The 22409-nt window shown below is 55.2% G+C and carries 20 protein-coding genes; 14 read left to right on the forward strand and 6 right to left on the reverse strand.

The window, feature by feature from the left end; all coding sequences use genetic code 11:
* The first annotated feature begins 71 nt into the window (after positions 1 to 71).
* From ELY25_RS06245 to ELY25_RS06285, 9 genes are all read left to right on the forward strand, one after another.
* Positions 72 to 1091, forward strand: a complete 1020-nt coding sequence (locus ELY25_RS06245) for a patatin-like phospholipase family protein (protein WP_126950420.1) — start codon at positions 72 to 74, stop codon at positions 1089 to 1091.
* A gap of 316 nt (positions 1092 to 1407) precedes the next feature.
* Positions 1408 to 2760 (forward strand): MFS transporter, encoded by a 1353-nt coding sequence (locus tag ELY25_RS06250; protein ID WP_126950421.1) that lies wholly within the window; start codon positions 1408 to 1410, stop codon positions 2758 to 2760.
* A 111-nt stretch (positions 2761 to 2871) separates the two neighbouring features.
* Positions 2872 to 4137, forward strand: coding sequence for a nitrate regulatory protein (locus tag ELY25_RS06255; RefSeq protein ID WP_126950422.1), 1266 nt, complete (start codon positions 2872 to 2874; stop codon positions 4135 to 4137).
* Positions 4138 to 4231: 94 nt separating this feature from the next.
* On the forward strand, positions 4232 to 4918 hold the full coding sequence (locus ELY25_RS06260) for an SDR family oxidoreductase (RefSeq protein ID WP_126950423.1): 687 nt from the start codon (positions 4232 to 4234) through the stop codon (positions 4916 to 4918).
* Between the two features lie 171 nt (positions 4919 to 5089).
* Positions 5090 to 6082, forward strand: coding sequence for an LLM class flavin-dependent oxidoreductase (locus ELY25_RS06265; RefSeq protein ID WP_126950424.1), 993 nt, complete (start codon positions 5090 to 5092; stop codon positions 6080 to 6082).
* A gap of 44 nt (positions 6083 to 6126) precedes the next feature.
* Entirely contained in the window at positions 6127 to 6789 is a 663-nt protein-coding gene (locus tag ELY25_RS06270; RefSeq protein ID WP_236995661.1) for an AzlC family ABC transporter permease, read from the forward strand.
* Between the two features lies 1 nt (position 6790).
* A complete protein-coding gene (locus tag ELY25_RS06275; protein ID WP_126950426.1) occupies positions 6791 to 7093 on the forward strand; it encodes an AzlD family protein in 303 nt (100 codons plus the stop codon).
* Positions 7094 to 7167: 74 nt separating this feature from the next.
* Entirely contained in the window at positions 7168 to 7662 is a 495-nt protein-coding gene (locus tag ELY25_RS06280; protein WP_126950427.1) for a GNAT family N-acetyltransferase, read from the forward strand.
* Between the two features lie 135 nt (positions 7663 to 7797).
* The gene (locus ELY25_RS06285) at positions 7798 to 9465 is read left to right on the forward strand and encodes a methyl-accepting chemotaxis protein (RefSeq protein WP_126950428.1); all 1668 of its coding nucleotides are present in this window, start codon (positions 7798 to 7800) and stop codon (positions 9463 to 9465) included.
* Positions 9466 to 9621: 156 nt separating this feature from the next.
* On the opposite strand, the gene ELY25_RS06290 is transcribed toward ELY25_RS06285, so the two are convergent.
* Together ELY25_RS06290 and ELY25_RS06295 are read right to left on the reverse strand one after the other, a co-directional pair.
* Positions 9622 to 10197: a DUF1415 domain-containing protein gene (locus tag ELY25_RS06290; protein WP_126950429.1), complete on the reverse strand. Its 576-nt coding sequence runs from the start codon at positions 10195 to 10197 to the stop codon at positions 9622 to 9624.
* 87 nt (positions 10198 to 10284) lie between these two features.
* Entirely contained in the window at positions 10285 to 10953 is a 669-nt protein-coding gene (locus ELY25_RS06295; RefSeq protein WP_126950430.1) for a GntR family transcriptional regulator, read from the reverse strand.
* Between the two features lie 168 nt (positions 10954 to 11121).
* Between ELY25_RS06295 and ELY25_RS06300 the strand changes: the two genes are divergently transcribed.
* The 3 genes from ELY25_RS06300 (at position 11122) to ELY25_RS06310 (ending at position 14175) form a co-directional block, all read left to right on the forward strand.
* Positions 11122 to 11679 carry a chromate transporter gene (locus ELY25_RS06300; protein WP_126950431.1) on the forward strand — a complete coding sequence of 186 codons (558 nt, stop codon included), beginning with the start codon at positions 11122 to 11124 and terminating at the stop codon, positions 11677 to 11679.
* Positions 11676 to 12206 (forward strand): chromate transporter, encoded by a 531-nt coding sequence (locus ELY25_RS06305; protein WP_126950432.1) that lies wholly within the window; start codon positions 11676 to 11678, stop codon positions 12204 to 12206. The genes ELY25_RS06300 and ELY25_RS06305 overlap by 4 nt, the downstream gene beginning before the upstream one ends.
* A gap of 121 nt (positions 12207 to 12327) precedes the next feature.
* Positions 12328 to 14175 (forward strand): ABC transporter ATP-binding protein, encoded by a 1848-nt coding sequence (locus ELY25_RS06310; RefSeq protein ID WP_126950433.1) that lies wholly within the window; start codon positions 12328 to 12330, stop codon positions 14173 to 14175.
* Between the two features lie 47 nt (positions 14176 to 14222).
* Here the strand turns inward: ELY25_RS06310 and arfA are convergent, their stop codons facing one another.
* Both arfA and dkgB read right to left on the reverse strand, forming a co-directional pair.
* Positions 14223 to 14372 carry an alternative ribosome rescue factor ArfA gene (gene arfA, locus ELY25_RS06315; protein ID WP_126950434.1) on the reverse strand — a complete coding sequence of 50 codons (150 nt, stop codon included), beginning with the start codon at positions 14370 to 14372 and terminating at the stop codon, positions 14223 to 14225.
* 101 nt (positions 14373 to 14473) lie between these two features.
* Positions 14474 to 15292 (reverse strand): 2,5-didehydrogluconate reductase DkgB, encoded by an 819-nt coding sequence (gene dkgB / locus ELY25_RS06320; RefSeq protein WP_126950435.1) that lies wholly within the window; start codon positions 15290 to 15292, stop codon positions 14474 to 14476.
* A 197-nt stretch (positions 15293 to 15489) separates the two neighbouring features.
* Between dkgB and ELY25_RS06325 the strand changes: the two genes are divergently transcribed.
* Positions 15490 to 16749 (forward strand): MFS transporter, encoded by a 1260-nt coding sequence (locus ELY25_RS06325; RefSeq protein WP_126950436.1) that lies wholly within the window; start codon positions 15490 to 15492, stop codon positions 16747 to 16749.
* Here the strand turns inward: ELY25_RS06325 and cobA are convergent.
* Together cobA and ELY25_RS06335 are read right to left on the reverse strand one after the other, a co-directional pair.
* Positions 16714 to 17628 (reverse strand): uroporphyrinogen-III C-methyltransferase, encoded by a 915-nt coding sequence (gene cobA / locus ELY25_RS06330; RefSeq protein ID WP_126950437.1) that lies wholly within the window; start codon positions 17626 to 17628, stop codon positions 16714 to 16716. The two genes, ELY25_RS06325 and cobA, sit on opposite strands and share 36 nt — an antisense overlap.
* Positions 17588 to 20326 carry a nitrate reductase gene (locus ELY25_RS06335; RefSeq protein ID WP_126950438.1) on the reverse strand — a complete coding sequence of 913 codons (2739 nt, stop codon included), beginning with the start codon at positions 20324 to 20326 and terminating at the stop codon, positions 17588 to 17590. The genes cobA and ELY25_RS06335 overlap by 41 nt, the downstream gene beginning before the upstream one ends.
* Positions 20327 to 21124: 798 nt before the next feature.
* On the opposite strand from ELY25_RS06335, the gene ELY25_RS06340 reads away from it, so the two are divergent.
* A complete protein-coding gene (locus ELY25_RS06340; protein WP_126950439.1) occupies positions 21125 to 22408 on the forward strand; it encodes an NAD(P)/FAD-dependent oxidoreductase in 1284 nt (427 codons plus the stop codon).
* The last annotated feature ends 1 nt before the right edge of the window (position 22409 follow it).

A 22409-nucleotide genomic window follows, 5' to 3' on the forward strand; every position in this document is an offset into this window, starting at 1 on the left:
AGGTTCTTCTGGCGCACCGGCGTTCTTATGCCATGCTAAGGAGCATTAAGCTCACTAACGCATGAGGCCTTATGACGCAAGTAAAGAAGCTGGATCTCGCTTTACAAGGCGGTGGCGCGCACGGTGCTTATTCCTGGGGCGTAATTGACCGCCTGCTGGAAGATGATCGTATCGAGATAGAAGGTATCAGCGGTACCAGTGCCGGTGCCATGAACGGCGTGGTGATGGCGGATGCTCTTACCCGAGGCGACAAAACACTCGCCCGGCAGGCCTTGAAGGAATTTTGGCAAGCCGTCAGCCGTGCCGGTATGGCAAGTCCCATAAGACGCTCGCCCATGGATGTCTGGACCGGCAACTGGAGTCTTGATCGCTCGCCAGGCTACATGGCTATGGATATCATGACCCGCCTGGTATCGCCCTACCAATTCAATCCAATGAATATCAATCCGCTGCGTAAAATCGTCGCCGAGCATATCGACTTCGAGCGCGTGCGCCGCTGCGAGCAGTTGAAGCTGTTCGTGACCGCCACCAACGTGCGCTCAGGCAAGCAGCGGGTTTTTCGTCGTCAAGAGATGAGCTTGGATGCAGTCATGGCTTCCGCCTGTCTACCACAGGTCTTTCAAGCGGTTGAAATTGACGGCGAAGCCTACTGGGACGGCGGCTACATGGGCAATCCGGCGCTGTTTCCCTTGATGGAAGAGTGCAGCTCGCGGGATATCCTCCTGGTGCAGATCAACCCCATCAGCCGCGAAACAATTCCCACCACAGCCGCGGCCATCATGAACCGGCTAAACGAGATCACCTTCAATTCCGCCTTGATCAAAGAGATCCGTATGATTGCGCTGCTTCAGCACGCCCTGGAAGAACAGGGCATCGAAAACTGCTACCAGCAAGCGCTGTTTCATCGCATCAGCGGTGAACAGGCGCTGGAGAAGCTTTCGGTATCCAGCAAGCTCAATTCAGAGTGGGCATTTCTTTCTCACCTTTTCGAACATGGGCGAGCCGCCGCCGAGCGTTGGCTAGATGAAAACTTTGCCGCCATTGGTCATCACTCCACGCTGGACGTGGACTCGGTATATCTACACGAATAAACAACACTGATTAAATGGCACTAATGTGATGCATGCTGCCCGTGCCGTGCCCGCCCATGGCGCGGGCATGGCGGCATTGCGCCTCCCACCGCCTTACTCTAAAAACTTAACCATATGAAATTTATTTAAAAAACCGCCATTGGCGGGCTATTTGCTTAACTAGGCTTTGTGGTGGTAGGCGTAGACCAGGCCCAAGCGGGTACGAGTGCGTCGAGCCAGACCTTCAACGACGAAGGCTTGTTCTCGTAAACACGTGACGCGACATAGCGATTCGGCGTTACGTGATGCTCAACTGGTTATCCCGTGAGGCCATTCCATGGACATACGTAACAAAGCCAATCGTATTCGGTTGCTCAACTTCTCGACGCCACAAATGCGCGCCTTCCACCTATCGTGGTTTGCATTTCACGTCTGTTTTTTCGGCTGGTTCGGCATTGCCCCGCTAATGGCGGTAGTGCGTGAAGACCTTGCGCTGACCCAAACGCAAATCGGCAATACGATTATTGCCTCGGTGGCGATTACCGTGATCGTCCGGCTGCTGATCGGCCTTCTGTGTGATCGCCTGGGCCCGCGTAAAACCTATACCGGCCTACTCGTGCTTGGCTCGATCCCGGTCATGGGCATTGCCTTTGCCGACAGCTTTGAAACCTTTCTGCTGGCCCGTTTAGCCATTGGTGCTATCGGCGCCTCATTTGTGATTACCCAGTACCACACTACCATGATGTTTGCGCCCAATATCGTGGGCACGGCCAATGCGACCAGCGCAGGTTGGGGTAATTTGGGCGGCGGCACCACACAGATCTTGATGCCACTCATCTTCTCAGGACTATTGATGCTCGGCGTTAACGAAGCGCTCGGCTGGCGTCTGGCCATGGTGGTGCCCGGCGTGGTGCTGTTCATGACCGGTATTGGCTACTGGCTATTCACCCAGGATGCCCCAGACGGCAATTTCAGCGACCTGCGTGCCCGTGGCGAGCTGCCCGAGGCCACCGGTGAGAATGGCGCCATGCAGAGCTTTCTAGCAGCGGCCAAGGACATCCGTGTCTGGGCGCTATTTATCGTCTACGGGCTGTGCTTTGGCGTTGAGCTTACGATCAACAACATTGCCGCCATCTACTTTTTTGATCATTTCGAGCTGAGTCTGGCCACCGCCGGACTGATTGCCGGTCTGTTCGGGCTGATGAATATTTTCGCCCGCACACTGGGCGGCGTGTTCTCGGACTTGTTCGCCAAGCAGGGCGGCCTGAAGGGTCGCGTGCGCTGGCTGTTTATTGCCCTTATTTGCGAAGGAATCGCACTGATCGCATTTTCGCAGATGCATGTTCTGAGCCTGGCTATCGGCATCATGCTGGTGTTCAGCCTGTTCGTGCAGATGGCCGAAGGCGCCACGTTCGGCGTGGTGCCGTTTATCAACAAGAAAGCTCTGGGCGCCGTTGCAGGCATTGTGGGCGCGGGCGGTAATGTGGGTGCTGTCTCAGCCGCGTTTCTGTTTCGCAGCGAGAGCTTGAGCTATCAGCAGGGGCTTTTTTATCTAGGGCTAACCGTGTTGGTATTGGCGTCATGTGTACTGGTCGTGCGTTTTAGCGACGCCACCGAAGCACAGGAAGCCAACGCGTACCGTAACGCAATGGGTAATGATACCAACGCGGGAGCGCTTTCATTACGTTAAACCCGCTATTACGCCACCACCAGGCATTACGCTAACCAAGACCGTTTCTACCCTGGCCGTGCATACGCGCCGGGGTAGAATGGTCAAGGCGGCGAGGAAAAGGAAAACGCCATGTCATCTGCCAAGCAGTTGCTCTTGACCGCTATACGTTGCGATATCGACACCCTTACCCATTTGGCCACGACCTCGGAAATGGTTGGCGATATCAGCCGCTTTATCCATATGCTTCAACGTGAGCGCGGCGCTTCTACCGTTTATCTTGCCTCACAAGGTCAGCGCTTCAAAACGCGTAGGCAAACCTATTTGATACATAGCCAGGAAGCCGAAACGCTGATGCGAAAACGCTTGGAAGCGCTAGGTGAGGAAGCGCGACCTCAGGCGGCAGCCCGCTTATTGCGCCGAATTGCCGCAGTATGGAGCGCATTGGACGAACTGAACGCCCTGCGCCGCGCCATTGATACGTTTGCCATTGCCCCGGATGCGGCCACCCAGGCTTACAATCATCTGATCAGCGGCCTGCTCGCCGTGGTGTTTGAAGCGGCCGACACGGCCGATGATCCGGATATCACCCGTACCCTGGTGGCCATATTTCATCTTATGCAGGGCAAGGAGCTGGCCGGTCAGGAGCGTGCCTGCGGTGCGTTTGGCTTTACCCTTGGTCATTTTGATGACCGGCATCGTCAGCTTCTCAGCCAGTTGATTGACGATCAGCAGCGCTGTTTTACTACTTTTATCGAGTTTGCCACGCCAGAAGCCGAGCTTGGCTGGCAGCAAGCAGTTTCAACCAGCACGCTTACCGGCATCCAACAGCTGCGCGAGGCTGCCTGTCAGCCGGTTTCCAACCACACTACTTCGAACGCGGTGGGCGAAACCTGGTATGAGCTGACCACACTGCGTATCGATGCGATTAAAACCGTGGAAGATGCGCTACATACTCAGCTTACGACGCTTTGCTACCGCAAGATTGCCCAGGCTCAGGCAGCGCTTGAACAGGCAAAAACCCAACCTCTCTGTCCTACTAGCACGCCCTGCGAGCAATTGTTGGCCTTGGGCCAGGCGCAATCGCTTGGCGACCTGACCGCCAACGCCCTGAATTCCCCGCTTGGCCGGTCGCTGATTGAGCTTACCCAAGCGCAGTCCAGTCGTTTGCAAGGTTTGAGCGATGAGCTGGAAACGACTCGCAAGACACTGCGTGAGCGCAAGCTTATCGAACGCGCCAAAGGATTGATCATGGCGCACCAGTCCATGAGCGAAGAAGAGGCTTACCGTTTCCTGCGCAAAACGTCGATGGATCAAAGCAGAAGCATGGCGGACATGGCACAAGCCATTCTCGATCTTTCCCCCATACTGAAAAAGGATCAGACACGCTCACATTAGATCACTCATCAATCACCTATCCACGGTTTGCAAGATGCTCATGTATTAGCCATTCTAAAAGTCCCTGTCTATGGCTTAGCAAGGAGTGCCAACCATGCAACACGGCGTGTTACTAATCACCGGCGCCTCAAGCGGCATTGGTGCAGCGACGGCACGCGCTGCCGCCCGAGAAGGCTATAAGCTGGTACTGGCTGCCCGCTCAGCCGACAAGCTGGAAGCACTCGCCCATGAGCTGGGTCCTGAAAACGTACTGACCTGTGAGCTTGATGTTACCGACATGGAACAGCAGCAGGCGATGATTGATCAGGCCCTGGAAACCTTTGGTCGCCTGGATGCGGTATTTGCCAATGCGGGGCAAGGCGGCTCATCGGGTGGGTTTAGCAGCGCTGACCATACGACGTGGCGCGAGATGATTCTAACCAATGTCTATGGCGTGGGTCTTACGCTTCAGGCGAGCTTGCCAACCCTTAAACGCCATAAAGGCCACGTGCTGTTAACAGGTTCTGCTGCTGGTCGCACCACCATTCCCGGTTCCATGTACAGTGCTACCAAGTGGGCAGTTACCGGCATAGGATATAACCTTCGTGAAGAGCTGCGGGGTAGCGGGATGCGGGTTACCCTGATCGAGCCTGGCATGGTCGATACGCCCTTTTTTGATGAATCGCCTGAAAATGCCCTGGAAGATCGCGATATCGCAAACGCGGCTATCTATGCACTTTCTCAACCGGTTCATGTCGATGTAAATGAGATTCTGATTCGCCCTACCCCACCGACTGAGTAACCGAGCAAATATGTTATGCAGCCCTGCGTGGGCTGCGCCTTGTATTTCGCCTTCTTAGCCCGCATAACACACTACTACCAAGCGTGCTAATGATTTAAGCCGCGTGCTTTCCCACTGCGTACGCGTCCTGATCTTTCAAACACGCCCCACGTTTTCAATAGTAGGTGAATTATGAGCCAACTTTCCTCGACGGCGCTTTCCGTACTCGATCTAGCCCCTATACGCCAGGGTGGCAGTGCCGGTGAAACGTTTCGCGATAGCGTTTCTCTGGCACAGCGGGCCGAGCAGTTAGGGTATACCCGTTACTGGCTTGCCGAGCACCACAATATTGCCGGGATCGCCAGCGCGGCAACCTCGGTATTAATTGGTCATGTAGCGGGCCAGACATCCACCATCCGAGTGGGCAGTGGTGGCATTATGCTGCCTAACCACCCGCCGCTGGTGATTGCCGAACAGTTTGGCACACTGGAAACCCTTTACCCTGGGCGCATCGACCTTGGGCTGGGACGCGCCCCTGGTTCTGATGGTGCAACCATGCGCGCAATGCGCCGCAGCATGCACGCAGGTGTCGACGACTTTCCCGAACAGCTAAACGAGCTACGTCGTTACCTGGGTGATGAAGAGCCCGGTCAGCAGGTGAAAGCGGTGCCTGGTCAGGGAACTAACGTGCCTATCTGGCTTTTGGGTTCGAGCGGCTACAGCGCACAACTGGCGGCCAAATTAGGCCTGCCGTTTGCTTTTGCCGCGCAATTTGCTCCCGGTTATCTGTTTGAGGCGCTGCGCCTTTATCGCGACAACTTTCGCCCTTCCGAGCATCTGGATAAGCCCTATGCCATGGTCGGACTGCCGGTTATGGCTGCAGAAAGCGATGCCATGGCTCACTACCTTGCTACCTCGGCCCAGCAGAAATTTCTTAACCTTATACGTGGCAAACCTACTCGTTCGCTTCCTCCCGTGGAGCAGCTGGACTGGTCCCCCATGGAACAGTCACAGGTAAACCAGTTCCTGGGCGCGGCCATTATTGGCGGCCCCGAAACCGTCAAGGCGGGGCTTGCTGATTTTCAGGCGCGCACAAGGGCGGATGAGTTCATGATCAACAGCGACTTCTTTAGCCACGCCGACCGCCTGCGCAGTTATGAAATTGTGGCAGACGCCGTGCGATGAGCGCAAAGCTCGACGCACAAGGCACATTACGGGGTTTTAAACGCATGGCCCCCGTTTCGCTGTTCGTGGTGGCGTTTGGCCTGGCTTTCGGAGTCGCCGCCATTCAGCACGGTTTAAGCAGTCTGGAAACGCTGCTAATGAGTGGGTTGATATTCGCAGGCGCATCACAGTTTGCCGCCCTGGAGCTCTGGGGGCCCACCCTTCCGTTAACCGCTCTTGTCGCCACCACGTTTGCGATTAACGCCCGTCATTTATTGATGGGCGCCTCACTGTACCCCTGGCTACGCCATCTACCTCCCGGCCAACGCTATGCCTGCCTGGGGGTAATGAGCGATTCCAACTGGGCCATGGCCGTCGGTGACCATCAGCGTGGAGAAACGAATGTAGGCGTACTGTTCGGTGGAGGCATCGCCCTATGGACCGCCTGGATGCTGGGCACCTGCCTGGGAGTCGTGTTTGGTAGCGGGATTAGCGAACCCCAACGGTTTGGGTTGGATGTGATTATGGGCTGTTTTTTACTCGCCATGCTGGTCGGCAGTAAACACAAGCCCTCGCTTGCCCTGCTACTCCCCTGGTGTGTAGCGGGTGGTGCCGCGCTTCTGGCGCTTTACTACTTGCCGCCCAATGCGCATGTCATCGTAGGTGCCTTGGCGGGTGGGCTAACCGGTATGCTCATCCCCCAGGCAAACCCGCAAAAGGAGACCTAGCGTGCCCTTAACCACCACTACCGCTCTTCTGGCGATTCTGATCATGGCATTGACCACCTTTACGACTCGTATTGGCGGCGCAATTATCATGTCGCGTATTCCTATTGGCCCTAAGGTAGAGCAGTTTATCAACGCCATGGCCGGGTCAGTGCTGGTAGCGGTCATTGTACCGCTTGCGGCCCAAGGCGACTGGGGAGCAAGGCTTGCCCTGCTAGCGACCCTTGTGGCTATGTTGTTAGTGCGCAAGCCGTTGATAGCTATTACAGCGGGCGTGGCTACCGCTGCACTGTGGCGCCTTGTATAACTGCGGCGTCTTGTATAAATGCTAAGCTAGCCGGCCGCGTTATTTGTTTTACTGCTCTTGATCAGGTACTCATAATGTCCGCACTTACCTTCACCCCAATGACCGATGACGCTTTTGCACTTTTCTGGCCCACTTTTCAGGCCATTGTGGCTGAACAGCAAACCTACGCAATCGATCCCAACATTAGCTATCAGGCGGCGTACACACTCTGGTGTGAAGTCCCCAAAGCCACGTTTGCGGTAAAGGATGCGTCAGGCGAATTGGTGGGCAGCTACTACCTGAAAGCCAATGCGGCAGGTCCGGGCGATCACGTCTGTAACTGCGGCTATATGGTAACCGCAGCTGCGAGAGGCAAGGGTGTTGCCCGTGCCATGTGCGAGCATTCTCAACAGCTAGCCCAAACGCTTGGGTTTAAGGCCATGCAGTTCAACGCCGTGGTGAGTACCAACGAGGTAGCCGTGGCGCTCTGGCAACGGTTAGGGTTTAGTATCGTGGGCACAGTGCCCAACGCTTACCGACATGCGACACAAGGGTTCGTGAATACGCATATCATGCACAAACTTCTGTAATTTCTTTCTACTTCCTCAACTCCTTCCGCTTCGGGCCGATACTATAGCCACCACAATTAGCCTCCCCCTTGCTGATTGTGGTGTGACTACCCCTCCTTATATGTCCTTGCATCCCCTCGAATGAGAATTACCTTGATGAAAGATTTCCCTGTGAAATATGCCCTAGCTGGTGCATTAGGCTTGTTAATTACGATGTTGGTGTTGGTAGCAACACTTGGCATCCAAGCAGAGAAAAGTGCCGTCACAAGCCTAAACGAGCTGGATGAAGTAGCTGCCCACCAGGTAGCGTTTATCACGCAAACCGAAGTTAACTTGATGCAGATTTGGGTGCGCCTTGAACGTCTTGATACTTACAGCGAGCGTGGCGAAACCGCTTTAGCCCAAAGATCATTAGAGTTTGCAAACGCTTCTTTAAAGCTGGCTGATACGCGTTTAGATGCGTTTTTGGCTATTCGCGTACCCAACGACTCACCCCGCGCGCCGTTAGTTGCCACTATTGAATCTGAATACCAGCGCTTGATTAGCGATTCCTTTAGACGCGATCTTGAGGCAGGTGATATTGCCTCTTTAATGGGGCACCGTGACCGCTTTAACGAACAGTTTGAGACTTTCACCAGCGGTGTACGCGATTTCAACCAGAATGCTCAAGAGCTGGCGGAAACCACCGTTTCAAACGCGCATAAGCGTAGCCAGCGCGATATGTTCATTAATATTGGCTTAATCTTTTTGGCGTTGGTGGTATATGTCATTGTACAGCTAGGCATTAATCGCCTTATCGTTCGCCCGCTGCAACGCGCTGTCGCTTTATGCGAAAGCGTGGCGCAGGGCAATTTGACCAATACTATCGAATCGCGTGGTCGCAACGAAATAGGTCGCCTTTATAGCGCAATGAACGATATGCAGGCGAAGCTGCAAAAGATGATAGAAACGCTTAGCCAAAGCAGCAGCGCTGTCGCCTCAAGCTCAAAGGAAATTGCCAGTGGCAGCCAGGACCTGGCTTCTCGCACTGAGCAGCAGGCAGCGGCGCTTCAGCAAACAGCGGCAAGTATGGATGAGATTTCATCTATCGTTCGGCAAAATGCCGACACGGCCTCTCAAGCGGAACAGTTGACGGTTAACGCTGCCAGTAAAGCCGAACACGGCCAAACCGAAGCCAAGCGGGCAGGCCAGTGGATGCAAGAGCTTGAGAAGGACTCCCATAAGGTTCACGACATCGTTCAGGTAATCGACTCCATTGCCTTTCAGACCAATATTCTCGCGCTAAACGCCTCCGTAGAGGCTGCCCGTGCGGGCGAGCATGGCCGGGGCTTTGCGGTCGTGGCAAGCGAAGTACGTTCATTGGCGACCAAGACCTCCAACTCGTCGAAGGAGATCCGCACCATGATTGAGGATATTGCGCAGCGTATCGCCGAAGGCGCCAACCAAGCCATGCACAATGGTGAAAGCATGGGTGAGGTTAATACGGCTATTCGCCACGTTACTGATATGATGCAGGAGTTGACCTTAGCAGCCAAAGAGCAGGAATCAGGGATTGCGCAAATCAGTACGGCAATCGCTCAAATGGACTCTGCGACACAGGAAAACGTGTCTCTGGTAGAAGAAACCAGCACAGCATCCGCCTCTCTTGAAGGTGAAGCTTCACGCTTGGCGGAGCTTGTGAGCGCCTTCAAATTACCTAACACAGGGCAACCCGTTTCTCTTGCACGTGCCCCTTCATTAAAACCGACCGCTTCGCTGCCACCCAGCAAGCCCGCGGCTCTTCGAAAAAACACCACCTCCGAACCTGAGTGGGAAGCGTTTTAAACCCAACAAGTCCCCCCAGGCAACACCCGTTGCTTGGGGATTGCCCCACTATTGGCTATAGACAATCCACTGTACGTTACTTAACCCGCTAGCCGATCATAATTCAGCCAAGGGGCGCTTTTTCGCTGTTAGCGGAGCCATAGTAGCAATAGTGCCTTACGGGACTTTGGAATCAGAAGCCTCTTGAGTTAGCGCCTGTTGAAGGCAGCGCTCGGCTTCGGCGCTTCCCATGGCATTCAAGTGCTCAATGTTACGCTCAGGTATTACCGAGGTATCACCGTAAAACTCGATGGCTTTTTCTACGCTCGCCTCACGCAGTAGGTGTACCATCGCGTAGGGCGAGCGGTTGGTGTAATTCGAAGCGTCGTCTGGGTCGGCATCTTCAAAGCAGTAGTCAGGGTGAAAAGTCGCTAGCTGATAAATGCCTTCATAGCCCTGTTCGGCCAAAATGCTTTCGGCCAGCTCCACATAGTCCAGATAATGATCGAAATCCTTGAAAAGCGTTGGGAACACCAGCAGCGTGGTTTCGGTTTCCGGATGCTCATCAAGCCACTGCACTTCCGCCATCAGCTCTTCCAAAGCCACTTCAAGCTTTTTAGAGCGCACCACTTCCACACGAATAGAGTCACGCTCTACTTCACGCTGGGCGAAGGGGCACACGTTATGGGCAACAATAAAATTACGTACCCACTTCAATGTCTGCTGGGCAACAACATCATCTGAATATTGCATTACTCTTTACGCCTGCGCTGTCACTTGTCTGATACGCGCCAGTGTACACCCTTATAGCTACGGAAACTCATGAGCTAATCCAAGTGCCTAGCCGTGCTCCAAGAAGCACTGCAGCGCTACATCATAGGATTTGCGAATATGATCATCCAGAAGCTTTCGCGCCGTTTCTGCATCGCGCTTGAGAGCAAGTTCTACCAACTCATGGTGCTGTTGATCCAGCTCCTGTCGAATCACCGGCATTTTGGGTCCTAAGCGGCGATAGCGATCAAACTGATCATGCAACTGCTCAATAAAGCGCAGTAACCAAACAGAGCCACAGGGAGCCACCAGCGTGCGGTGGAACTGGGTATGTAGCCTTTCCCATTCATCGTCTTTATCCAACGTCATATCGGCGCATTTAAGACGATGTTCTGCTGCCAGCAGATCGGCTTCCCAGGCGGAATCACCGCGAACAATAGCCTGCTCAAATGCCATGACCTCAAGCGCCAGCCGCATCTGTGCAATATCATCCAACTCATCACGGGAAAGAGTGGGCACCCGAAACCCCCGCTGGTTTTCCTGAATTAGCAGGCCGTAGGCCGCCAGCTTGTTCAAAGCCTCACGCAATGGACTCAAGCCAACCTGGTACTGCTCTTTTAACGCATTGATCGCCAGCTTTTCACCAGCGGCAAAGCGCCCTCCTACCAAGTCTTTGCGTAAAATATCGTAGATACGGCTTGATGCCGTGCTTGCAGAGGGTTGAATGTATTGGTTCATGGTAAATCCTTTCATCCACCGTGACGCGCGTGTTAATTATTCAGTATTGACGACGGTTAACGCTCTCGCCTATATTCTACCTCAGCTAAATAATCGATTTTTTATTTATAAACGATAAAAAGAGAAAAATATGTTTTTTAAGATCCTTTCTATCAGTGTGCTGCAACAATGAAACAGACAGCCCTGTTCTGGGCCTTTTTTCGTGTCGGCATTTTTGGCTTTGGCGGCGGCCCCTCGATGATACCGCTGGTACATGCAGAAGCCGTTACACGCTATAAATGGCTAACAGATGAAGAGTTTGCCGATATATTGGCGATTGGCAATACGCTCCCCGGCCCTATTGCAACCAAAATGCCCGGCTATATCGGCTATCGCGTGGGAGGGGGGCTAGGCTGCATCGTTTCGGTCATCGCGGTCATTCTACCCATGATTGCGGCGATGATCGTCATGCTGGGCATTTTCAGCCGCTACCGCGATGTTGCGTGGATTCGCGGCATGGGGCAAGCCGTAGTACCGATAGTCATGATCATGATGGGCCAGTTGGCCTGGGATTTCTTTGATAAATCGCAAAAGGCGTTAGGTTGGCTGGTCAGTAGTGTGATGGCCATCGTTTCCGGCGCGCTGATCTACTGGCTGGGCGTTCACCCAGGTTTTATTATCGGCGCGATTCTGCTTGCCGCGTTTATCCCCTTTTCCAAAATCAAGAAAGCGGAGCGCTCGGCATGATCTACTGGGAGCTTTTCCTAGCATTTTTCATTCCCAATATCGTGGGTTACGGCGGTGGCCCTGCCATCATTCCGTTAATCGAAGCCGAGGTTGTCGGTCGTTACGGCTGGATGACTTCGCAGACATTTGCCGAAACCCTGGCGCTCGGTAACGCCTTGCCAAGCCCTATCGCCACCAAGATGGCAGGCTACGTGGGCTATGAAGTGGCGGGTATTGGCGGCGCCTTTGTGGCAGTCGCTGCAACGGTGGTACCTTCGCTTCTGCTGATGATTGCCGCGCTCGGGCTTTTATATCGCCACCGCGAGTCGCCCCAGGTCAAACGCATGAGCCAGTGGGTGCGCCCGGTGATCGCCATGATGATGGCCTGGCTGACGCTTGGCTTTCTGCTCGAAGGCGTCAACGGTGCAGGCTGGTTGCACACGGTGATCATTGGCGTAGTAGCCGCTATCGCGCTGGTGCGCTTCAAGATCCACCCCGCCTTCGTGGTCATGGCCGCCCTGCTGTACGGCGCTTTTGTCATTGCCTGATTCGCTTTCCTGATGTCCTACCGGCCGCTGGCTGCCTTCAGCCAGCGGCCGCAGGCTGGCTATCTACGCCTTTCCATCGCATCATGGCACTCCCTTTTTCTGGATGCCACTTAGCCACGCCATGCAACCGCCTTCCCTCCACTCAAGCTCATCCCCCCTTAGCGGCTTTTTCAGCGTTTTTCGCTACAGCCGGCGTGCCCTTGGCTTAGTGTGGGAGACTTCGCGCTGGATGATGTTCGGTCTGGCGCTCTGTACTCTGGTAGCCGGTGTATTGCCTGCCGCTGGTGCGTGGGTAGGCCAACTGATTGTTGATGGTGTAGTAAGCGCGATGGAAACCTACCGCGATAACAGCGCCGCCAATCTGATGGTCACTATTACCCCCGTACTCGAGCTTGTGGCTTTAGAGGCACTTATCATTGCGCTTATTGCATTGGCCCAGCGCGGGCTTTCTGCCCAACAGTCACTACTTCGCGCTCTGCTGGGCCAGAAAGTGAACGTGATGATTTTAGAAAAAGCGGGCACGCTGTCATTAAGCCAGTTCGAGGATTCAGAGCTTTATGACCAGCTGACACGTGCCCGTCGCGAAGCCTCCACGCGGCCACTGGCACTGGTGAATAAAACCTTCGGGCTATTGCAGAACGCCATATCCCTTGTCAGCTTTAGCGTATTGCTCGTTCAGTTTTCACCTTGGGCGCTGTTGATACTGGCGGCAGGCGCCTTGCCGGTGTTTATCTCAGAAGCCAAATTTTCCGGCGATGCCTTTCGACTATTTCGCCGGCGTTCGCCCGAGACGCGTATGCAGGGCTACCTGGAGACGGTGCTGGCCCGTGAAGACAGCATTAAAGAGGTCAAGCTATTCGGTCTTGAGCCGCTGTTTTTACAACGTTACCGCGATATTTTTAACCGCCTGTTCACGGAAGACCGCCGCCTGACGCTGCGCCGCGAGGGCTGGGGCTTCTTGCTTGGCCTGCTGGGCACGCTGACATTTTACGCCGCCTACGGCTGGGTGGTGATAGAGACGATTGCAGGCGCTATTACCCTAGGCCAGATGACCATGTATTTGATGGTGTTCAAGCAAGGCCAATCCGCGCTGTCTGCAAGCCTCACGGCGATTAGCGGCATGTACGAAGATAATCTTTATCTCTCTAACCTTTACGAATACCTGGAGCAACCTACCGAGCAGGAAGGCGGCACACTTCTGCAAGGAACTCTTCCTGGTGATGGGCTGCGCTTTGAAGACGTGAACTTTGCCTACCCAGGCGGCAAACAAGTGTTACAGCATATTTCGCTGCACCTACCGCCCGGTCAAAGTCTTGCGTTGGTGGGCGAAAACGGCTCGGGTAAAACCACGCTTATTAAATTGTTAACGCGGCTTTATCACCCCACTCAAGGCCGAATTCTCCTTGATGGTAGCGATCTTCGTGATTGGGAAGCCAACGCACTACGTAAACGTATTGGGGTCATTTTTCAGGACTTTGTGCGCTATCAGCTGCCGGTGGGTGAAAACCTGGGTGTTGGCGACATTCAGGCGTTTAATGATGAAATGCGCTGGCAGCAAGCGGCCCACAACGGCATGGCCGATAGCTTTATAAAGCGCATGCCTCAAGGCTATAACACCCAGCTAGGCCGCTGGTTTAAAGATGGTCAGGAACTCTCCGGCGGGCAGTGGCAAAAGATAGCGCTTTCGCGTGCCTACATGCGCGAAGAAGCCGACATTCTGGTGCTCGATGAGCCGACCGCGGCCATGGATGCTGCCGCTGAAGCCGATATATTTACCCGCTTTCGCGAGCACAGCCGCGATAAAATGACCATTCTGATCTCCCATCGCTTCTCGACCGTACGCAGCGCGGATCTCATCCTGGTCATTGATCAGGGAAAGATTATTGAGCGCGGTACCCATGAAGCGCTACTCACGCTCAATGGCCGCTACGCTCATTTGTTTCACCTTCAGGCGAAAGGCTATCGGTAAGTAGAGTTGCTCTATACCTAGAGCAGAAGTATGACCAAAACGCCTGATCAAGCGGCTTGGCGATACCCCCGCAGGGCCTTGCGCCCTTTACGGGAGTAGCTGCCTTTGCCCTTTTTGGGCGCTTGCTGCTGCATCTTGAACATAGGGGTTCGTAACTGCGCTTTGAGCGCGTTATCACGAATCTTGGACTGTTTCATGGTGGCTTCCTAAAGGTAGTTTAACTAAAAGCGGTGCCTGTTCTGACAGGCACCGCATAGACATCATGAGCTGCTTAACGTTCCTAAGCACTCACTGAAAATCACTCATCCCAGGTGGGCGCAAAGTCAGGGTTCGCAATACGTTCCTTGCGATCCAGCTTGGCAATATCGGCCATTTCGCTTTCGCTTAGCACGAGATCAAAAGCGGCAATATTGCTTTGGATATTACGCGCTTTGGTAGAAGAAGGAATCGTGATCATGTTGCGCTGATTGACCCAGGCCAGGGCAATTTGCGCAGGCGTTACGCTATGCGCATCGGCGATCTGCTTGAGGGTTGCATCATCCATTACCTTGCCCACCGCCAGCGGCATAAAGGCAGTCACCTGAATGCCGTGCTGTTCGCAGCGCTCAACCAGCTTGCGGTTCTGAAGGAAGGGGTGCACTTCAATCTGGTTGGTCAGGATTTCGCCTTTACCCAGAATCTCCACGGCTTTATCAAGCTGCTCAATGGTGAAGTTGGATACGCCAATATGGCGCGTTTTACCTACTGCCTTCACCTCTTTAAGGGCGGTTAGATAATCTTCCATCGGCACTTCGTTATCCGGCGATGGCCAGTGAATCAGCAGTAGATCAACGTAATCGGTGCCGAGCTTTTCGAGGCTTTCGTCAACACTCTCTTTCAAGCGCTGAGGTTCCAGATTGTCGAACCACACCTTGGTGGTCAGAAATATGTCGCCACGCGGAACGCTGCTGTCACGAATCGCTTCACCAACACCTTTCTCGTTACCGTAAAACTGGGCAGTATCGATATGCCGGTAGCCCGCTTCAAGTGCGGCGTGAATGCTCTCTTTAAGCGTATCGCCTTCCAGGCGGAAGGTACCGAAACCGGGGTTAGGCATAACCTTTTGCATCATTAACATCCTTTTCTATTGATAGCGTGTTAATTAACATGGGGCAGCCGCCGCGTGACTTCAACCACCCATTCAAAAAAGCCCTTAATAGGTTTGACGTTAACCAAGCGAAATTTGCGGGCTTTTTGATCCACGTTTGGCGCTATAAGCGATAGAATTATAAAAATTCGCTTGCTAACATTCTCTTGCTAACAAAGACGCCGCCCATGCCCCCAGATAACGACACGCTTGCAGCTACCGATGCCTCGCTGCCTCCCATTCATCGCCAACCGGGCTTTCTAAGCTTTCTTCTTTCTCGATTAGCGGCTGTGTTTGCCATGCAAATTCAGGCCATTGTGGTGGCCTGGCAGGTCTATGACATTACCCGGGACGCCATGTCGCTGGCCTATGTAGGGCTTGCGCAGTTTCTGCCTATGGTGATTTTATTGCTGCCCGCAGGCGATGTGGTCGACCGCTTTCCACGAAAGCGCATCCTGCAACTGAGCTGGGCGGTACAGGGCATTTGTAGCGCATTGCTGCTTTTATTAGCCCAGGCTAACCACGGTAGCGTCACTGAATTTTATGCCGTGCTGGCCCTGTTTGGCTGCGCCCGGGCTTTTACCGGCCCTACGCTGCAAAGCCTGTTGCCCAATATTGTGCCCCGCGCCCAGCTGGCCCAGGCCATTGCGCTAAATAGCTCCATCATGAAAGTTGCCGTGATTAGCGGGCCCTTACTGGGCGGCGTGCTTTACAGTGTGGGCGGCGGCAGCCTGGCCTATGCCGTATGTTTGGGCTGCTTTATCGTCGCGCTGGCCTTACTGGTGCTGGTACCGGTGCGCTATGTCGAGAAAGCCAAGGTATTGGAGAGCACCGCCTGGAAGCGTTTTTCCGCCGGCATTCGCTATATCCGCTATCAGCCGATTATTCTGGGCGCCATTTCGTTGGATCTGTTTGCCGTGCTGCTGGGTGGCGTCGTAGCACTGCTACCCATTTACGCTCAGGAAGTCCTGCATGTGGGCCCGGAAGGCTTGGGTGCATTGCGCAGCGCGATTGCGGTGGGCGCGCTATTGATGGGGCTTTATCTTGGCGTTCGCGGTATCAAGCGTCGCGCCGGGCATGTGATGTTTATAGCCGTTGCCGTGTTTGGGTTGGCGAATCTGGTATTCGCGTTCTCCACCCTGTTCTGGGTGTCGATGATCGCCATGCTGGTCGCGGGTGCGGCCGATATGATCAGCGTTTATGTGCGCACCACCGTGATTCAGCTGGCAACGCCCGATGAAATGCGCGGCCGGGTGAATGCCGTCAACATGCTGTTTATCGGCTCAAGCAACGAATTGGGCGAGTTCCGCGCGGGCAGCATGGCCGCTGGGTTTGGCGTGGTGCCCGCTGCGGTGATTGGCGGCGTGGGCACGCTGGCAGTGGTTGGCCTGTGGATGCGCCTGTTCCCGACGCTACGTCGGGTCGACCGCTTCGATGATGCTCGCTGAGGAAAGCGTATTCGCGGGGCTGCTCGCCACCAGACTCACCACGCTGCCCACCAGAATCACGCAGGGTGACGGCAGCGGATGATCCGCCAGGCGTTGGGGCATATCTTTAAGGGTGCCCACCAACGCCTGCTGTTCGGGCAGGCTGGCATTGGCAACCAGCATGATCGGCCATTCATCGGGCAACCCGGCCTGGCGTAGCCCTGCACAAATCGCCTCCACCTTGGAAAGCCCCATATAAAACACCAGGGTTTCATCGCGGCGTGCCAGGGTTTTCCAATCGGGCGTGCCGCCTTCACGGCATAGCTGTGCGGTAATAAAGCGCAATTGCTGAGAGTGGCCCCGGTCGGTGAGCGGAATTCCCAGACTCGCGGCAGCAGCGGACGCCGCGGTAATGCCGGGCACGATGTGTGCGGGTACATTGGCATCCGCCAGGGCGGCAAGCTCTTCGCCCATACGCGCAAAAATACCCGGGTCACCACCTTTCAAACGCACCACCGATTTTCCAGCGGCCGCCAGCTTGACCATCAAGGCGCCAATTTCCGCCTGAGGCATGCTGTGATGGCCGCTGGCCTTGCCAACGTAGTAGCGCTCGGCTGAAAGCGGAACCAGCCCCAGCACATCGTCGCCTACCAAGCGGTCATACACGATAGCATCGGCCTGCATTAACAGCCGGGCGGCTTTCAGCGTTAACAACTCCATATCGCCGCTGCCTGCGCCGACCAGATACACATGCCCGGCCGTGCATTCGCCGCGCAGCTTGAGCGAAGGCGCGTTTGATGCGCTGCGCGTTGAGCGCTGGAACGGCGACAGCACACGCTGCGTAAAGCGCATCGTGGCCTCAGGCCACTTCTGTATAAGACGCTTGCTTAGCACGCGCATGTGAACGCTCCTCTTCAATCAGGGACTTCAATTCAGGCAAACAACTACCGCACTGGGTTCCACAGGCAAGCCGGGCGCCCAAAGCTTCCACGCTACCATCTCCTGCGCGAATGGCATTAACAATCGCCGTTTGACCCACCTGGTGGCAGCTGCAAACCACGGGGCCGGTATCGGCGGCGCCATCTTCGCACCCCGCCAGCAGCCGGCGCCGATGCTTATCGCTTATGACCGTCTCGTTAAAACGCGCTTCAAGCCAGGCAAGCCCGGGCAGTTCGCGCGGCGGGCCGACCATCAGCCACCAGCGCAGCTTACCTTGCACAAGAGCCGCCGCGCGCAGGCGGCCATTGCCGCTGTCTTCACACCACAGGGAAGCTCCATCGGGTAGCCATGTCGCCAGTAGCGCCAGCCAGTCATGTACCGGCCTTGCATCTGCCAGCTGCCAGCGCTGGCAGCCCTGCATGGGCACGCGCGCCCAGTAATCGCTTTTACACCACGGGGGTGCTTCCTGCGGGCTATTATCCCCTAATGGTTGGGCAATCAACAGCGTTGCCTCCCAAGCCGAGTTAAGCGGCGCTAGCGCCACCGCGCCGTGCTTGGCTTCCGGCTGGCCTGACACAGGGTCGGTCAAAGCTTTTAGCATAGCACCGCTACGCGCCGATTTACTGAACGCATCGCTCCAGTGCATGGGAATGAATACCTCACCACGCCTCTGAGCATTCGAGATTCGCACCCGCCCCCGGTACTCGCCGCTTGGGGCAGACAATACTGCCAGCTGCTGGTCATCAATGCCATACTGCACGGCATCGCTTGGGTGGAGTTCGATAAACGGCTCATAGCGATGGTTCATCAGCCGGGGCGCGCGCGCCGTCCGCGTCATGGTGTGCCACTGATCACGAATACGCCCGGTATTCAGGCGCAGCGGGTAGGCATCACTCAAGCGTTGCTCGGGCAAGCGCGGCGTTATGGTGATGAATTTGGCGCGTCCATTGGGCGTGGCGAATTCACCATCTTCAAACAACCGCGCCGTTCCGTGAGGCGCTGAAGACGTAACCGGCCATTGAATCGGCACCAGCGCGTCGTAGCCCTCGCGCCCAAGGCCCACCAGGCCGGAAATATCGAATAGTCGTTTGTTCTCCCTTTCATTCTCGAAGCCGGAAAGGCGCGCGTGCTCGTCAAATATTTCATGGGGATGGGTATAATCAAACGCCTCGTGAAAGCCCATGCGTTTGGCGGCTTCGCACATAATCCACCAATCGTGACGCGCTTGGCCAGGCGCGGGTAGCAAACCACGCTGACGTGAAATACGCCGCTCGGAATTGGTGACCGTGCCCTCTTTTTCCGACCACCCCGTCGCTGGCAAAATGATATCGGCGTACGCTAGCAGATCGGTATGGCTTGCGCATTCAGACACAATCACCAGCGGGCACTTTTCAAGCGCACGCCGCACGCGGTCGGCATCCGGCAAGCTGACTGCCGGGTTGGTAGCCATTATCCAAAGCGCCTTTATTTCGCCCCGCTCAACCGCGTCAAAAAGCTCAATCGCCTTATAACCGGGCGCCTGGGGCAATTCGGGCGTTAACGTTTCAGTTGCCCAAAAGCGGGTGACTCGGTCCAAGGCGCCGGGCGTATGGTAGTCCATATGCGCGGCCAGCTGGTTGGCAAGCCCACCCACTTCGCGACCGCCCATGGCATTGGGCTGGCCGGTAATCGAAAAAGGCCCCGCCCCCGGCAGGCCAATTTTGCCACCCGCCAAGTGGCAGTTAATGATCGCGTTGCATTTATCGGTACCGCTGGAGGATTGGTTGACGCCCTGGGAGTAGAGCGTCACGACATGAAGTTGGCTGGCAAACCAGTAGTAAAAGGTCTCCAACCGTTCAGGGTCGATATCACACATGGCCGCCACGTCATTAATATCGTGGTAACTCGCCGCTAGCAGTGCTTCGTCAAGTCCTTCGGTATGGCGATCAAGGTAGAGCTGATCCAGCTTGTGGTTCGCCGCCATCCAGGCTAGCAGGCCGTTAAACAACACTGCATCACTTCCTGGCGCAATGCCCAAGTAGAGGTCAGCAATTTCACAGCTGTCGGTCACGCGCGGGTCGATGACCACCACCCGCATCAACGGGTTGCGCGTTTTGGCGACCTTCAAGCGCTGATAGAGTACCGGGTGATTCCAGGCCAGATTCGAGCCCACCAGCACCACCAGTTCGGCCTCCTCAATATCTTCATAGTTGCAGGGAACGGCATCCGCGCCCAACGAGCGTTTATACGCCGCTACGGCTGAGGCCATGCAGAGTCGCGAGTTGGTATCCAGATGAGGCGTGCCTAAAAAGCCTTTAAACAGCTTATTGGCCACATAGTAATCTTCAGTTAACAGCTGCCCCGAAAGATACGCAGCGACGGATTCAGCGCCATAGGTGGCACGAGTCGTCTGCAACCGCTCAGCCAAAACGGTTAACGCCACATTCCAGTCAACCGCTTGGCCATCGACCCAGGGTGTGGTGAGCCGGTCATGTTGGCCAAGGGTTTCGTGGAGTGCTGAGCCTTTGACGCACAGCCGCCCAAAGTTGGCGGGGTGGTCACGGTCGCCTTCAACGGCAATGAGGGTATCGCCTGCCACGGTGGCGGTGACGCCACAGCCGACACCGCAATAAGGGCACGTCGTGTTTGCTTTACAAGCCGAGCGTGTGGCCTGGGACATACTGATTTCCTCCCGCTGAAAAAGCAAAAGGCGCCCAAGCGAGCCTCAAAAGAAGCCTGCCTGGACGCCGTTGTCTCAGGGACACCTGCACCGGTGCCAAATGTCGCACTGCTGGAATGAGAGCACATTTATTAATGGCCTATTGTCTGATGGCGTTAGCGTTGTTATTTGCCCGTCAAACTCGATGGCTGCATTTTATTGTGCCGATAAACCTGTCTGTGCTTTGTTGCTTGTTGCCAAGGTAGTAGCAAGGCCTGCGCCAACAAGCCAATTAAAATAAAAAGATATTCTTAAACAGAAGGTTAAAGTAGAAACAAATACCTACCTGTCTATCTGGCAGGCACCTTTTGTCCCGCCATTGGCTATTCACGGTGCATCTCTGCCGCGAAGCGCACCAATAGCGTGCGCAAACTAAGCAAAGGCAGTTGGCAAGGCTTAGTCCTGACTCTTTTTTTATAAATTAAAGATTTGAAATAAAAGACAAAAACAGCTAACGAACAATATTTGGCTGATAAATTGCTCTCTACTGAATAGACAAATTTAATACTAGCGGGTAGCCAACGGTGGCTGCTCTGCGTTGAACCCCGCTAACGGGTTTAGCCTTAGCTACCGGGCAATGAAGCCTCTGATACTGCTTTCTTGGCAATTCACTTGCCAGGGACGCTGTATCAGGGGCTTTTTTTTGTTGGTGTTTTTTTCAGCGCTGCGTCACGACAACATTTACTGTGGCACGTTTTTATAGACAGATATTTATAGCCAGGCATTTGCAGCCAAGCGCTAAACAGTAAGGAGCAACCTATGATCGCTATCTCTCGGTGCTCGTCTGATGATCACTTAGTCATTATCGGCAACGGCATGGCAAGCCATCGATTGCTAGAGGCCGTCGTTAAATTGCCTCATCGACCCAAGCAGATAACGGTGATTGGCGCTGAAGCATCTCCCGCCTATAACCGGATACTGCTCTCGCCACTGCTCGCCGATGAAATGCCGCCTAGCGCCCTCTCATTAAGAGATACGCAGTGGTATGCCGAGCAAGGTATTACCCTGCACCTTAATGAACGTGTGCTGAAGATTGACCGTGAAAAGCAGTGTGTAGTAACCAGCTGCCGCACGCTAGCTTATGACCGCCTGGTGATTGCCACCGGCTCACGCCCGACGCTACCTGAGGTACCCGGCATTGGCCTGAACGGCGTGTATGGGTTTCGTACTCTGCAAGATGCCGACACGCTCGCAAAGCTTGCCCTACAGGGCGGCGAGTGTGTCGTGGTCGGCGGCGGCCTGTTGGGGCTCGAGGCCGCTGAGGGGCTTCGCAAGCGGGGTGCCAGCGTCAGCGTTCTACAGCGCGGCGAGCGATTAATGAATCGTCAGCTGGATAGCATGGCCGCTGGGCTGCTTGAAACGACGCTTGCCCAGCGTGGCTTAAATATTTTCACTCATGCACGCATCAGCCACTTTGAAGACGACGGTGCTGGCAGCTTAGCCGCAGTTGTACTGGAGGATGGCCAGCGCCTGCCTGCCCGGAGCGTCATCGTGGCAACTGGCGTTACGCCTAACGCAGAACTGGGCCATCAGGCAGGCCTGGCAACGCAACGCGCCATTATGGTTGATGACACGCTCACCACCTCAGACCCGCGTATTCACGCATTGGGTGAATGCTGCCAGTTCAAGCAGCACACTTACGGCTTGGTCGAGCCGATCTGGCGCCAGGTAGATGTCTTAGCCAACACGCTTTGTGGCGATGGCAGCGCCCGCTACCGTGAAGCTCCGACCGCGACCAAGCTTAAAATCAGCGGCGTGGCCCTCTACGCGTTTGGCCCCACCGAGGCTGCGCCAGAGCATGAAGTACTGCATTACAGCGATCTGGAAAGCGGCGATTACCGCCGCCTGTTACTGCGCAACGGCCAGCTGGAAGGCGCCGTGCTATATGGCGACACCCATTCCGGCCCCTGGTATTTCGCCCAGGCGCTGGCCAAAACCGACCTGGGTGCCTGCCGCCAGGCGTTGCTGTTCGGTGAAGCCGATGCCAACGCCCTGCTTCTTGATAACCCGCCCACTCCCTTATCGACGCTGGAGGCAGCTTAGC

Origin of the sequence: Vreelandella populi (genome assembly GCF_003989825.1) — a bacterium.
Lineage (GTDB): Bacteria > Pseudomonadota > Gammaproteobacteria > Pseudomonadales > Halomonadaceae > Vreelandella > Vreelandella populi.